Below are 14,331 nucleotides of genomic sequence, written 5' to 3' on the forward strand. Positions count from 1 at the left end.
CCACCGTTCCTGTGGGAGCTGGCTTGCCAGCGATTGCGGTGTGTCAGTCACTCATGTACTGACTGATCCACCGTCATCGCTGGCAAGCCAGCTCCCACAAGGGGCAGCGTGGGTTGTCCGGAATTTCATCTGGCCCGAGATTTTTTTGCACTATCATCGCCCTCTCTCCCGGAGGGCCTTCGATGACTGATCTACTCACGTCCATTCAAGCCGCACTCGGCTTGCCCCACACGCCGATTCCGTTCACGGGCCATGGCGCACTGCCCTCGGCATTCGCCGTGACCGACCTGGCCTGCGCCAGCATCGGCGCTGCCGGGCAGGCCGTCAGCGAACTGCTCCGGCAACAGACCGGGCACTTGCCCGCGGTGGAGGTCGATCGACGTCTGGCCTCGTTCTGGTTCGCCACTTCGCTGCGTCCGATGGGCTGGAACGTTCCGCCGCTGTGGGATCCGGTGGCCGGTGACTACGCAACCGAGGACGGCTGGATCCGCCTGCACACCAACGCCCCGCATCACCGCGCCGCCGCCGAACGCGTGCTGGGCGCCTGCGCCGACCGTGCCGCCATGGCAGCGAACGTCGCGCAATGGCGCAGTGCCGATCTGGAACAAGCAGTCGTCGACGCCAACGGCTGCGCCGCCGAAATGCGCAGTTGGGCGCAGTGGCAGCAGCATCCGCAGGGGCTGGCAGTGAATGCCGAACCGCTGGTGCATTTCCTCGATGCGCAGGATGAACACACCCGCGCGTGGCAAGGCTCGGCAGCGCAGCCGCTAGCCGGCCTCAAGGTGCTGGACCTGACCCGCGTGCTTGCCGGCCCCACCGCCAGCCGTTTCCTTGCCGGCCTCGGCGCCAATGTGCTGCGCATCGATCCGCCGACCTGGAACGAACCGGGCGTCATCCCGGACATGACCCTTGGCAAACGCTGCGCGCGGCTGGATCTGCAGCAACCGGCAGATCGCGTGGTGTTTGAAAACCTGCTGAAGGACGCCGACATCCTCGTGCACGGCTACCGTGCCGACGCGCTGGAACACCTCGGCTTCGGCAGCGAGCGCCGGCGGCAACTGGCCCCGGGGCTGATCGACGTCTGCCTCAACGCCTACGGCTGGAGCGGCCCGTGGAAGAACCGCCGTGGCTTCGACAGTCTGGTGCAGATGAGCAGCGGCATCGCCGAGGCCGGGCAGCGCTGGAAGCACGCGGATCAACCGACGCCGCTGCCGGTGCAGGCGCTGGACCATGCAACCGGGTATTTGATGGCGGCGAGTGCGCTCCGGCTGTTGACGCAACGTTTGAAGACGGGTCGAGGTGGCTCGGCACGCTTGTCGCTGGCGCGCACCGCCAAGCTGTTGATCGAACAGGGGCCGGGGTCGAGCGAAGCGTTACGGGCTGAAGATGCGCAGGATCAAAGTCTGTCGCTGGAGCAGACTCCATGGGGGCCGGCGCATCGCTTGCTGGTACCGGTGAATATCAGCGGGACGCCGCTGCAATGGCAGTTGCCGGCCACAGAATTGGGTTCACACAGCCCGCTATGGTGATGACCATTCGGGCCCCTTCGCGAGCAAGCTCGCTCCCACAGGGGAACAAATGTGGGAGCGAGCCTGCTCGCGAAGAGGCCCGCACTGATATCGCCTACAACGACAACACCCCGCTGTACAACCCATACGCCGCCAGCCCCGCACCAATGATCACGCCGGTGAAAATCACCTTCTCGACATGATTGAACAACGGCTCGCCCTGCTCACGCTTGGCTTTGGCAAACAGCACCACCCCCGGCGCATACAGCAACGCCGACAGCAGCAGGTATTTCACTCCGCCGGCATACAACAGCCATACCGCGTAGCACAGGGCGATGCCGCCGATCAGCAGATCCTTGGTGCGCTCGGCCGAGGCATGTTCGTAGGTTTCGCCACGCCCGCTGAGCAACACCGCGTACGCCGCCGACCACAGGTACGGCACCAGAATCATCGACGAAGCGAGGTAGATCAGGCTGGTGTAGGTGCCGGCGGAAAACAGTGTGATCAGCAGGAAAATCTGAATCATCACGTTGGTCAGCCAGAGCGCATTGACCGGCACGTGGTTGGCGTTTTCCTTTTTCAGAAACGCAGGCATGGTCTTGTCCCGCGCCGTGGCAAACAGGATTTCGGCGCACAACAGCGCCCACGACAGCAACGCGCCGAGCAGCGAAACCGCCAGACCAAGGCTGATCAACAACGCGCCCCATGGCCCGACGATGTGTTCCAGCACCGCCGCCAGCGACGGGTTTTGCAGGGTCGCCAGTTCTGGCTGGCTCATGATCCCCAGCGACAGCACGTTGACCAGCACCAGCAGCGCCAGCACGCCGAGAAAACCGATCACCGTGGCGCGGCCGACATCGGTGCGTTTCTCCGCCCGTGCCGAGTACACGCTGGCGCCCTCGATGCCGATGAACACGAACACCGTCACCAGCATCATGTTGCGCACCTGATCCATCACCCCGCCGAAGCTCGGGTTGCTGCGGCCCCAGATGTCGCGGGTAAAGATATCGGCCCTGAACGCCACCGCCGCAATCACGATGAACATGATCAGCGGCACGATCTTGGCGACCGTGGTCACCTGATTGATGAAGGCCGCCTCTTTGATCCCGCGCATCACCAGAAAATGCACGGCCCACAGCAGCACCGACGCACAGCCGATGGCGACCGGCGTGTTGCCCTGGCCAAACACCGGGAAGAAATAACCGAGCGTGCTGAACAGCAACACGAAATAACCGACGTTGCCCAGCCAGGCGCTGATCCAGTAACCCCAGGCGGACGAGAAACCCATGTAGTCGCCAAACCCGGCCTTGGCGTAGGCGTAGACGCCGGAGTCCAGCTCAGGCTTGCGGTTGGCGAGGGTCTGGAACACGAACGCCAGGGTCAGCATGCCGATGGCGGTGATTCCCCAGCCAATCAGGATCGCCCCGGCATCGGCGCGCGCGGCCATGTTCTGCGGCAGGGAAAAAATTCCCCCGCCAATCATCGAACCTACAACCAGGGCGATCAACGCACCAAGGCGCAGCTTTTGCGTCGGTTGCGACATTCCAGTCTCCCTTTTCCTGACAACGGTTCTCGAAACCTGTTTATACCTGTGGCGAGGGGATTTATCCCCGATGGGTGGCATAGCCGCCCCAAAACCTGAGAACTCGTTCTGCCTGATACACCGCGCTGAATGGATCTGGGGCGGCTACGCCACCCATCGGGGATAAATCCCCTCGCCACAAGGTGTGTCTATTTCCGGGTATTAACTAAACGGATAAAGCGTAAGTACGTTTTTTGAATAACGCCAACCCCCCTCTTATATATAGCCAACAACGCTAACGCGTAGCACGACTAATCGCTTTTGTGCGCGAATCCTGATTATTCGATTCTGTACTGAAAACAGATGTGAAAAATTTGCCAAAAGCTGAAAACCAACTAGCGTGATAATTCCAAAGTAATAGGAGAAATTCCCAACCCCATCTGCCGCAAGCCTCTGGAATGGGCCTCTTCGGGCAGCAGCTTTATGCCATCAGCCTTTTCATAAGTCATTCATTAACAATGGAATGTGGCCATGAACTGATCTAAGTCAGCTGTTTGAACAGACAACGGCACTACGCTGTGAACTCTTCTCTCCTGCAATGGAGTCATGCAATGTCTGAAGCTCCCGGAAAACTACGACTCGGTGCACTGGTTGCGTTGGTAGTCGGTTCAATGATCGGTGGCGGGATATTCTCTTTGCCACAAAACATGGCCGCCAGCGCCGACGTCGGTGCGGTGCTGATCGGTTGGGCCATCACCGCTGTCGGCATGCTCACCCTCGCTTTTGTCTTTCAAACCCTCGCCAATCGCAAGCCTGACCTGGACGGCGGTGTCTACGCCTACGCCAAGGCCGGATTCGGCGATTACATGGGTTTCTCGTCCGCCTGGGGCTACTGGATCAGCGCCTGGCTGGGTAACGTCGGTTACTTTGTTCTGTTGTTCAGTACCCTCGGGTATTTCTTTCCGGTTTTCGGCGAAGGCAACACGGTGGCCGCCGTGATCGGCGCCTCGGTGCTGCTGTGGGCCGTGCATTTCCTGGTGCTGCGCGGAATCAAGGAAGCGGCATTCATCAACCTCGTGACCACCGTCGCCAAAGTCGTGCCGCTGCTGCTGTTCGTCCTGATCGCGGTCTTCGCCTTCAAACTGGACATCTTCACCGCTGACATCTGGGGCGTGAAAAACCCGGATCTGGGCAGCGTGATGAACCAGGTGCGCAACATGATGCTGGTCACCGTGTGGGTGTTCATCGGCATTGAAGGCGCGAGCATCTTCTCGGCCCGGGCGGAAAAACGCTCCGACGTCGGCAAGGCCACCGTGATCGGCTTCATCACCGTGCTGCTGTTCCTGGTGCTGGTCAACGTGCTGTCGCTGGGCATCATGACCCAGCCGGAACTGGCCAAACTGCAGAACCCGTCGATGGCTGCCGTGCTCGAGCACGTGGTCGGTCACTGGGGCGCGGTGCTGATCAGCGTCGGTCTGATCATCTCGCTGCTGGGCGCGCTGCTGTCGTGGGTGCTGCTGTGTGCGGAGATCATGTTCGCCGCCGCCAAAGACCACACCATGCCGGAGTTCCTGCGCAAGGAGAACGCCAACCACGTACCGGTCAATGCGTTGTGGCTGACCAACGCGATGGTTCAGTTGTTCCTGATCATCACCCTGTTTTCGGCCAGTACTTACCTGTCGCTGATCTACCTCGCCACTTCGATGATTCTGGTGCCGTACCTGTGGTCGGCGGCCTATGCCCTGCTGCTCGCGGTACGCGGCGAAACCTACGAAGGCTTCGCGGCCGAGCGGCGCAAGGATCTGATCATCGGTGGTATCGCCCTGATCTACGCGGTCTGGCTGCTGTATGCCGGTGGGGTGAAGTACCTGCTGCTCTCGGCCCTGCTGTATGCCCCCGGCGCGATCCTGTTCGCCAAGGCCAAGCTCGAACTCAAACAAGCGGTTTTCACCAACGTCGAGAAGCTGATTTTCGCCGCGGTGGTCGTCGGTGCCCTGGTGGCAGCCTACGGTCTCTACGACGGCTTCCTGACCCTGTAATTGCCCAAGTTTTTACCTCTGGAGGATCACTGCAATGACCACGGAAAAAGTTAAGTACGGCGTCCATTCCGAAGCCGGCAAACTGCGCAAAGTCATGGTTTGCTCCCCAGGTCTGGCCCACCAGCGGCTGACCCCGAACAACTGCGACGAACTGCTGTTTGACGACGTGCTGTGGGTCGCCCAGGCCAAGCGCGACCACTTCGACTTCGTGACCAAAATGCGTGAACGCGGGATCGACGTGCTGGAAATGCACAACCTGCTGACCGACATCGTCGCCATCCCGGAAGCACTGGACTGGATCCTCGAGCGCAAGGTCACTGCCGATTCGGTGGGCCTGGGCCTGATCAGCGAAGTCAAATCCTGGCTGAAAAGCCTTGAGCCACGGCACATCGCCGAATTCCTGATCGGTGGCGTGTCCGCCGACGATCTGCCGGACAGCTTTGGTGGCAAGACCATCCAGATGTTCCGCGACTTCCTCGGCCACTCCAGCTTCATCCTGCCGCCGCTGCCGAACACCCAGTTCACCCGCGACACCACTTGCTGGATCTACGGTGGCGTGACGCTGAACCCGATGTACTGGCCGGCGCGCCGTCAGGAAACCCTGCTGACCACCGCCATCTACAAATTCCATCCGCAATTCACCAACGCCGATTTCGAGATCTGGTACGGCGATCCGGACAAGGACCACGGCAGCTCGACGCTGGAAGGCGGCGACGTGATGCCGATCGGTAACGGCGTGGTGTTGATCGGCATGGGCGAACGCTCATCCCGACAGGCTATCGGCCAACTGGCGCTGAACCTGTTCAAGAACAAAGCCGTGGAGAAAGTCATCGTCGCCGGCCTGCCGAAGTCCCGCGCCGCGATGCACCTGGACACCGTGTTCAGTTTCTGCGACCGCGACCTGGTGACGATTTTCCCGGAAGTGGTGAACCAGATCGTCGCGTTCACCCTGCGCCCTGACGAAAGCAAACAGGGCGGCATCGACATCCGCCGCGAAGAAGGCAGTTTCCTCGACACCGTGGCCAAAGCCCTCAACCTGCCGAAGCTGCGCGTGGTGGAAACCGGCGGCAACAGCTTCGCTGCCGAACGCGAGCAATGGGACGACGGCAACAACGTGGTCGCGGTAGAACCGGGCGTGGTCATCGGCTATGACCGCAACACCTACACCAACACCCTGCTGCGCAAGGCAGGCGTCGAAGTCATCACCATCAGCGCCGGCGAACTCGGCCGTGGTCGCGGCGGCGGCCACTGCATGACCTGCCCGATCATCCGCGACCCAATCGATTACTAAACGACCATCTCCCCGGCCGCACTCACCCTGTAGCGGCCGGGCCGATTACCGAATCCAAGGAGAATCATCATGGCGTTCAACATCCACAACCGTAACCTGCTCAGCCTGGAACACCACACCCCGCGCGAGCTGCGTTATCTGCTCGACCTGTCCCGCGATCTGAAGCGCGCGAAATACACCGGCACCGAGCAGCAACACCTCAAGGGCAATAACATCGCCCTGATCTTCGAAAAAACCTCGACCCGCACCCGCTGCGCGTTCGAAGTAGCGGCCTACGACCAAGGCGCCAACGTCACCTACATTGACCCGAACTCATCGCAGATCGGCCACAAGGAAAGCATGAAAGACACGGCCCGCGTGCTGGGTCGCATGTACGACGCCATCGAGTACCGTGGCTTCAAACAGGAAATCGTCGAAGAGCTGGCGAAGTTCGCCGGGGTCCCGGTGTTCAACGGCCTGACCGATGAATATCACCCAACGCAGATGATCGCCGACGTGCTGACCATGCGTGAACACGCCGACAAGCCGATCCACGAAATCAGCTACGCCTACCTCGGCGATGCGCGCAACAACATGGGCAATTCGCTGCTGCTGGTCGGTGCCAAACTCGGCATGGACGTGCGCATCTGCGCGCCAAAAGCCCTGTGGCCGCATGACGATCTGGTGGATCGCTGCAAGAAATACGCGGAAGAATCCGGTGCACGTATCACCCTCACTGAAGACCCGAAAGCGGCGGTCAAAGGCGTCGACTTCATCCACACCGACGTCTGGGTGTCGATGGGCGAACCGGTGGAAGCCTGGGCCGAGCGTATCCAGCAACTGCTGCCGTATCAGGTCAACGCCGAGCTGATGAAAGCCACCGGCAACCCGCGCACCAAGTTCATGCACTGCCTGCCGGCGTTCCACAACAGCGATACCAAGGTCGGCAAACAGATCGCCGAACAGTACCCGCACCTGGCCAACGGCATCGAAGTGACCGACGACGTGTTCGAGTCGCCCGCCTGCATCGCCTTCGAGCAAGCGGAAAACCGCATGCACACGATCAAGGCGATTCTGGTCTCGACCCTGGCGGATCTGTAAACCAATACAGCTCTCACTGACACGACACGGTCACTGTGGGAGCTGGCTTGCCAGCGATTGCGGTATGTCAGCCAGCGACAATGTTGCCTGATCCACCGCCATCGCGGGCAAGCCCGGCTCCCACAGGGATCGCATTCGTCCTGCGAGCTTTCACTGTTTTCCAGAAGGACATGCACCATGCGTATCGTCGTAGCTCTGGGCGGTAACGCCCTGCTCCGCCGTGGCGAGCCGATGACCGCTGACAACCAGCGCGCCAACATCCGCATCGCCACCGAGCAAATCGCCAAGATTCATCCCGGCAACCAACTGGTCATCGCCCACGGCAATGGCCCGCAAGTCGGCCTGCTGTCGCTGCAAGCAGCGGCGTACACCTCCGTCACCCCTTACCCGCTGGACGTGCTCGGTGCCGAAACCGAAGGCATGATCGGCTACATCATCGAACAGGAACTGGGCAACCTGCTGGACTTCGAGGTGCCGTTCGCCACCCTGTTGACCCAGGTTGAAGTCGACGCCAAGGACCCGGCCTTCCAGAACCCGAGCAAACCGATCGGCCCGGTCTACGAGAAAGCCGAAGCAGAAAAGCTCGCCGCTGAAAAAGGCTGGGCCATCGCCCCGGACGGTGACAAATTCCGCCGCGTGGTGGCCAGCCCTCGGCCAAAACGCATCTTCGAAATCCGTCCGATCAAGTGGCTGCTGGACAAGGGCAGCATCGTCATTTGCGCCGGTGGCGGCGGCATTCCGACCATGTACGACGAGCACCGTAACCTCAAGGGCATCGAGGCGGTGATCGACAAGGATCTGTGCTCGTCGCTGCTGGCCGAGCAACTGGAGGCCGACTTGCTGGTGATCGCCACGGACGTCAACGCGGCATTCATCGATTACGGCAAGCCAACCCAGAAAGCCATCGCCGAAGCGCACCCGGACGAACTAGAACGCCTCGGTTTTGCCGCCGGTTCCATGGGGCCGAAGGTACAGGCAGCTTGCGAGTTCGCGCGCCATACTGGCAAGGTCGCAGTGATCGGTTCGCTGGCGGACATCGAAGCCATCGTTCAGGGCACCGCCGGAACCCGTGTCAGCACCGCGAAGCCGGGCATCAGCTATCGATAACCAGAAACTCCGGGGGCAGGCCCAGGGTCTGCCCTTCTCCCATGCCTTGAGAAGGAGAAACCCATGGCCATATTCAACCCCGGTCATTTGCACATCGAGCGACATGCGTTGACGCCAGATGACGTCAGCTACGACCTGTGCCTCGACTATGAAGTGTTCACCGATCCGCAAAAAGGCAAAGGGATACAGTTCACCCTGCACGGCAATATGCAGGGCAAGGACATGAAGGAAGCGTTTTTCCTGCCCAAGGAAGAAGCTTACAACTTCGCCCGCGACGTGACCCGGATTGCCGAGAAGTACGGGATTCCAAAGGCTCACAGCCAGATCGGCTCGGTGCACAAGCATTACGATCTGATGTTTGAGGACATTCGGCAGAAGTTGAATATGCAATCCGGAGATCCGGTCAATCCCGAGCACTTCGAATAACCCCAGAATCAAAAGATCGCAGCCTTCGGCAGCTCCTACATTTATCGCGTTTCTCTGTAGGAGCTGCCGAAGGCTGCGATCTTTTGATCTGATTTCACCAATCCCCCGCCCCAAGGCATACTTGCCCCCCTCCGCATTCCAGAACACTGAACCGCCCCATGCGTATCCACGTCAGCTTCATCGACCGCGTCGGCATCACCCAGGAAGTCCTGGCGATCCTCGGTGGGCGCAATCTCAATCTGGATGCGGTGGAGATGATTCCGCCCAACGTCTACATCGACGCCCCGACCTTGAGCCCGCAAGTGCTCGAAGAACTCAAAGATGCGCTGTTCAGGGTGCGCGGTGTCGAAGCGGTCACGGTGGTCGACATCCTCCCCGGCCAGCGTCGGCACCTGCAGCTCGATGCATTGCTCGCAGCGATGACCGATCCGGTGCTCGCCCTCGACAGCGCCGGGAAAGTGCTGCTGGCCAACCCGGCACTGATCGCGCTGTATGGACGCGAACCGGCGGGTGAAAGCGTCTCTGAACTGTTCAACGATCCGGGACTGCTGGACGCCCTGCTCGAACAAGGCTTCCGTCTGCCGCTGCGCGAGATCACCGTCAATGGCCAGACCCTGTTGCTCGACGCCACGCCGATCACCGACGCCGGCGCGCTGCTGACCCTGTATCAACCGAACCGTATCGGCGAACAACTCTCGGCGTTGCACCACGACCATGCCGAAGGTTTCGATGCGCTGCTCGGCGAATCCCCGGCGATCCGCACCCTCAAGGCCCGCGCGCAACGGGTCGCCGCCCTTGATGCACCGCTGCTGATTCAGGGCGAAACCGGCACCGGCAAAGAGCTGGTGGCCCGCGCCTGCCATGCGATCAGTACGCGACACAGTGCGCCGTTCCTCGCCCTGAACTGCGCGGCCCTGCCGGAGAACCTCGCCGAGAGCGAGCTGTTCGGCTATGCCCCCGGCGCCTTCACCGGCGCGCAACGTGGCGGCAAACCGGGGCTGATGGAACTGGCGAACCAGGGCACAGTGTTTCTCGACGAAATCGGCGAGATGTCGCCGTACTTGCAGGCCAAACTGCTGCGTTTTCTCAACGACGGCAGCTTCCGCCGCGTGGGTGGCGACCGCGAGGTGAAGGTCAACGTGCGGATCCTCAGCGCGACCCACCGTGATCTGGAAAAAATGGTCAGCGAAGGTCTGTTCCGCGAAGACCTGTTCTATCGCCTCAACGTGCTCAACGTCGAAGTGCCGCCGCTGCGCGAACGCGGTCAGGACATCCTGTTGCTGGCGCGCTACTTCATGCAGCAGGCCTGTGCACAGATTCAGCGGCCGGTCTGCCGCCTCGCGCCCGGTACCTATCCGGCACTGCTCGGCAACCGCTGGCCGGGCAACGTGCGGCAGTTGCAGAACGTGATCTTCCGCGCGGCGGCGATCTGCGAAAGCAGTCTGGTGGACATCGGTGACCTCGACATTGCCGGTACTTCGGTGGCGCGGCAGACCGACAGCGACGTCGAGAGCCTTGAACAAGCCGTCGAGTCCTTCGAAAAAACGCTGCTGGAAAAACTCTACGTCAGCTACCCCTCGACCCGCCAACTGGCCAGCCGCCTGCAGACTTCGCACACGGCAATCGCCCATCGCCTGCGCAAGTACGGCATTCCGGGCAAGTCTTAAATTCACCCTAACCCCCTGTTGGAGCTGCCGAAGGCTGCGATCTTTTGATCTTGATCTTAAAAAACAAAATCAAAAGATCGCAGCCTTCGGCAGCTCCTACAGTCCGGGTTTCCAGTTCAAAATTTGTATTTTTCTACTTGAAAACGACCTCCATCTGTACTGAAAGCGCTACAGCGGAATGATATCGCTACACCCTTCGCCAGCGACCGCTGTGCAAGGCTTTGATCCGCTTCAGCTTTTTTCCCCGCCCCAAGCTGTAGCGATTTCGCTACAGGAGCCTTATCCCCATCACAACCAGAAAAGCATAACTATTTGATTTATATAGATAAATCTAAGATGGCCGCGTTCTTGCTAAGTAACCGCTCATAAAATCAGGGCTTTCATGCCCCCGCCTTCCACCGCGTCCACCAGACGAGTCTGGCCCCTTAGGAGTTTCCATGAGCGAGTTGCGTTTTACTGAAGATCACGAATGGCTGCGCACCGAAGCTGACGGCAGCGTTACTGTCGGCATCACCGCTTTCGCGCAGAACGCCTTGGGCGACGTGGTGTTCGTGCAACTGCCTGAGCTGCAGGCTTACGAAAAAGGCGCCGAAGCCGCCACCGTGGAATCGGTGAAAGCCGCCAGCGGCGTGTACATGCCCCTCGACGGTGAAGTTGTGGAAGTGAACCCGGCATTGGACGGCAGCCCGGAACTGGTCAACGAAGATCCGCTGGGCGAAGGCTGGTTCTTCCGCTTTCAGCCAAGTGACGCCGCCGCTGTCGGCAAATTGCTCGATCAAGACGCCTACGACCGTCTGATCAAAGCCCAAGCCGAAGCCTGAGGAGTAGCGACATGACCCAAGTAAACCTCGGCACTGCCAACGAATTCATCGCCCGTCACATCGGCCCGCGCGCCGGTGACGAGCAAGCCATGCTCAACAGCCTCGGTTTCGACTCGCTCGAAGCGCTGAGCGCCAGCGTCATTCCGGAAAGCATCAAGGGCACCAGCGTGCTCGGCATGGACGACGGCCTGAGCGAAGCCGACGCCCTGGCGATGATCAAATCCATCGCCGGCAAGAACCAGCTGTTCAAGACCTACATCGGCCAGGGCTACTACAACTGCCACACGCCGTCGCCAATCCTGCGCAACCTGCTGGAAAACCCGGCCTGGTACACCGCTTACACCCCGTACCAGCCGGAAATTTCCCAGGGCCGTCTCGAAGCGCTGCTGAACTTCCAGACCCTGATCAGCGACCTCACCGGCCTGCCGATCGCCAACGCTTCGTTGCTCGACGAAGCCACCGCCGCTGCCGAAGCCATGACCTTCTGCAAACGCCTGAGCAAGAACAAGGGCAGCCACCAATTCTTCGCCTCGATCCACAGCCACCCGCAAACCCTCGACGTGCTGCGCACCCGTGCCGAGCCGCTGGGCATCGAAGTGGTGGTTGGCGATGAGCATGAACTGACCGACGTCACGCCGTTCTTCGGCGCGCTGCTGCAATACCCGGCGAGCAACGGTGACCTGTTCGACTACCGCGAACTGACCGAGCGCTTCCACGCCGCCAACGCGCTGGTGGCCGTGGCTGCCGATCTGCTGGCCCTGACTTTGCTGACCGCTCCAGGCGAGTTCGGCGCGGACGTCGCCATCGGTTCGGCGCAACGCTTCGGTGTACCGCTGGGCTTCGGTGGCCCGCACGCCGCCTACTTTTCCACCAAGGATGCATTCAAGCGTGACATGCCGGGCCGTCTGGTCGGCGTCTCGGTTGACCGCTTCGGCAAGCCGGCCCTGCGCCTGGCGATGCAGACTCGCGAGCAACACATCCGCCGTGAGAAAGCCACCTCGAACATCTGCACCGCGCAAGTGCTGCTGGCCAACATCGCCAGCATGTACGCGGTGTACCACGGCCCGAAAGGCCTGACCCAGATCGCCAACCGTGTGCATCACCTGACCGCGATTCTCGCCAACGGCCTGAGCGCACTGGGCCAGACCGTCGAGCAGGCAAGCTTCTTCGACACCCTGACCCTCGCCACCGGCGCGCACACTGCCGCGCTGCACGAGAAGGCGTACGCTCAGCAGATCAACCTGCGGGTGATCGACGCCGAGCGTCTGGGCCTGTCGGTGGACGAAACCACCACCCAGGCTGACATCGAAACCCTGTGGGGCCTGTTCGCCGACGGCAAGACCCTGCCGGACTTCGCTGCACTGGCCGCTTCGGTGCACAGCACCATCCCGGCGGCGCTGGTACGTCAGTCGCCGATCCTCAGCCACCCGGTGTTCAACCGTTATCACTCGGAAACCGAGCTGATGCGCTACCTGCGCAAACTGGCGGACAAGGATCTGGCACTGGATCGCACCATGATCCCGCTGGGCTCGTGCACCATGAAACTCAACGCCGCCAGCGAAATGATCCCGGTGACCTGGGCCGAGTTCGGCGCGCTGCACCCGTTCGCTCCTGCCGAGCAAAGCGCCGGCTACCAGCAACTGACCGATGAACTGGAAGCGATGCTCTGCGCCGCCACCGGTTACGACGCGATCTCGCTGCAACCGAACGCCGGTTCGCAGGGTGAATATGCGGGTCTCTTGGCGATTCGCGCTTACCACCAGAGCCGTGGCGATGAGCGCCGCGACATCTGCCTGATCCCGTCGTCCGCCCACGGCACCAACCCGGCCACCGCCAACATGGCCGGCATGCGCGTGGTCGTGACCGCGTGCGATGCCCGTGGCAACGTCGACATCGAAGACCTGCGCGCCAAAGCCATCGAGCACCGCGAACACCTCGCAGCGCTGATGATCACCTACCCGTCGACCCACGGCGTGTTCGAAGAAGGCATCCGCGAAATCTGCGGGATCATTCACGACAACGGCGGCCAGGTGTACATCGACGGTGCCAACATGAACGCGATGGTCGGCCTCTGCGCACCGGGCAAGTTCGGCGGCGATGTCTCGCACCTGAACCTGCACAAGACCTTCTGCATTCCGCACGGCGGTGGCGGCCCGGGCGTCGGCCCGATCGGCGTCAAGTCGCACCTGACCCCGTTCCTGCCGGGTCACGGTCAGATGCAACGCAAGGAAGGCGCGGTCTGCGCAGCGCCATTCGGCAGCGCAAGCATTCTGCCGATCACCTGGATGTACATTCGCATGATGGGCGGCGCCGGTCTGAAGCGGGCTTCGCAACTGGCGATCCTCAACGCCAACTACATTTCCCGTCGTCTCGAAGAGCACTATCCAGTGCTGTACACCGGCAGCAACGGTCTGGTGGCGCACGAATGCATCCTCGACCTGCGCCCGCTGAAAGACAGCAGCGGCATCAGCGTCGATGACGTCGCCAAGCGCCTGATCGACTTCGGCTTCCACGCCCCGACCATGTCGTTCCCGGTGGCCGGAACGCTGATGATCGAGCCGACCGAAAGCGAATCCAAGGAAGAACTGGACCGCTTCTGCGACGCCATGATCCGCATCCGCGAAGAAATCCGCGCAGTGGAAAACGGCACCCTGGACAAGGACGACAACCCGCTGAAGAACGCCCCGCACACGGCGGCGGAGCTGGTCGGCGAGTGGACGCACCCGTACAGCCGCGAGCAGGCGGTGTACCCAGTGGCGTCGTTGATCGAAGGCAAATACTGGCCACCGGTCGGTCGCGTCGACAACGTGTTCGGCGACCGCAACCTGGTCTGCGCCTGCCCGTCGATCGAAAGCTACGCTTAAAAAGAA

General features: G+C 61.3%; 10 protein-coding genes. 9 read left to right on the forward strand and 1 reads right to left on the reverse strand.

Features of this window, described 5'->3' with window-relative positions; genetic code table 11:
* The first annotated feature begins 182 nt into the window (after positions 1–182).
* Complete coding sequence (locus HXW87_RS25560) at positions 183–1,529, forward strand: CoA transferase (RefSeq protein ID WP_239777961.1); 1,347 nt, start codon at positions 183–185, stop codon at positions 1,527–1,529.
* Positions 1,530–1,623: 94 nt separating this feature from the next.
* Here the strand turns inward: HXW87_RS25560 and arcD (HXW87_RS25565) are convergent, their stop codons facing one another.
* Positions 1,624–3,051 carry an arginine-ornithine antiporter gene (gene arcD / locus HXW87_RS25565; protein WP_239777962.1) on the reverse strand — a complete coding sequence of 476 codons (1,428 nt, stop codon included), beginning with the start codon at positions 3,049–3,051 and terminating at the stop codon, positions 1,624–1,626.
* A 590-nt stretch (positions 3,052–3,641) separates the two neighbouring features.
* On the opposite strand from arcD (HXW87_RS25565), the gene arcD (HXW87_RS25570) reads away from it, so the two are divergent.
* The 8 genes from arcD (HXW87_RS25570) (at position 3,642) to gcvP (ending at position 14,325) form a co-directional block, all read left to right on the forward strand.
* Positions 3,642–5,069, forward strand: a complete 1,428-nt coding sequence (gene arcD / locus HXW87_RS25570; RefSeq protein ID WP_041068609.1) for an arginine-ornithine antiporter — start codon at positions 3,642–3,644, stop codon at positions 5,067–5,069.
* Positions 5,070–5,103: 34 nt separating this feature from the next.
* Positions 5,104–6,360 carry an arginine deiminase gene (gene arcA / locus HXW87_RS25575; protein ID WP_047296012.1) on the forward strand — a complete coding sequence of 419 codons (1,257 nt, stop codon included), beginning with the start codon at positions 5,104–5,106 and terminating at the stop codon, positions 6,358–6,360.
* 69 nt (positions 6,361–6,429) lie between these two features.
* Complete coding sequence (locus HXW87_RS25580; RefSeq protein WP_047296014.1) at positions 6,430–7,440, forward strand: ornithine carbamoyltransferase; 1,011 nt, start codon at positions 6,430–6,432, stop codon at positions 7,438–7,440.
* Positions 7,441–7,617: 177 nt separating this feature from the next.
* Positions 7,618–8,547, forward strand: a complete 930-nt coding sequence (gene arcC, locus HXW87_RS25585; RefSeq protein ID WP_115984261.1) for a carbamate kinase — start codon at positions 7,618–7,620, stop codon at positions 8,545–8,547.
* A 63-nt stretch (positions 8,548–8,610) separates the two neighbouring features.
* The gene (locus tag HXW87_RS25590; RefSeq protein ID WP_041068604.1) at positions 8,611–8,973 is read left to right on the forward strand and encodes a DUF5064 family protein; all 363 of its coding nucleotides are present in this window, start codon (positions 8,611–8,613) and stop codon (positions 8,971–8,973) included.
* Positions 8,974–9,131: 158 nt separating this feature from the next.
* Positions 9,132–10,640, forward strand: a complete 1,509-nt coding sequence (locus tag HXW87_RS25595; RefSeq protein ID WP_131671161.1) for a sigma-54-dependent transcriptional regulator — start codon at positions 9,132–9,134, stop codon at positions 10,638–10,640.
* Between the two features lie 437 nt (positions 10,641–11,077).
* Positions 11,078–11,461, forward strand: a complete 384-nt coding sequence (gene gcvH, locus HXW87_RS25600; protein ID WP_027612543.1) for a glycine cleavage system protein GcvH — start codon at positions 11,078–11,080, stop codon at positions 11,459–11,461.
* Between the two features lie 11 nt (positions 11,462–11,472).
* Positions 11,473–14,325: an aminomethyl-transferring glycine dehydrogenase gene (gene gcvP, locus HXW87_RS25605; RefSeq protein ID WP_239777963.1), complete on the forward strand. Its 2,853-nt coding sequence runs from the start codon at positions 11,473–11,475 to the stop codon at positions 14,323–14,325.
* Positions 14,326–14,331 lie beyond the last annotated feature (6 nt).

This window comes from Pseudomonas sp. Y5-11 (assembly GCF_022368695.1).
GTDB classification, from domain to species: Bacteria; Pseudomonadota; Gammaproteobacteria; order Pseudomonadales; family Pseudomonadaceae; genus Aquipseudomonas; species Aquipseudomonas parakoreensis.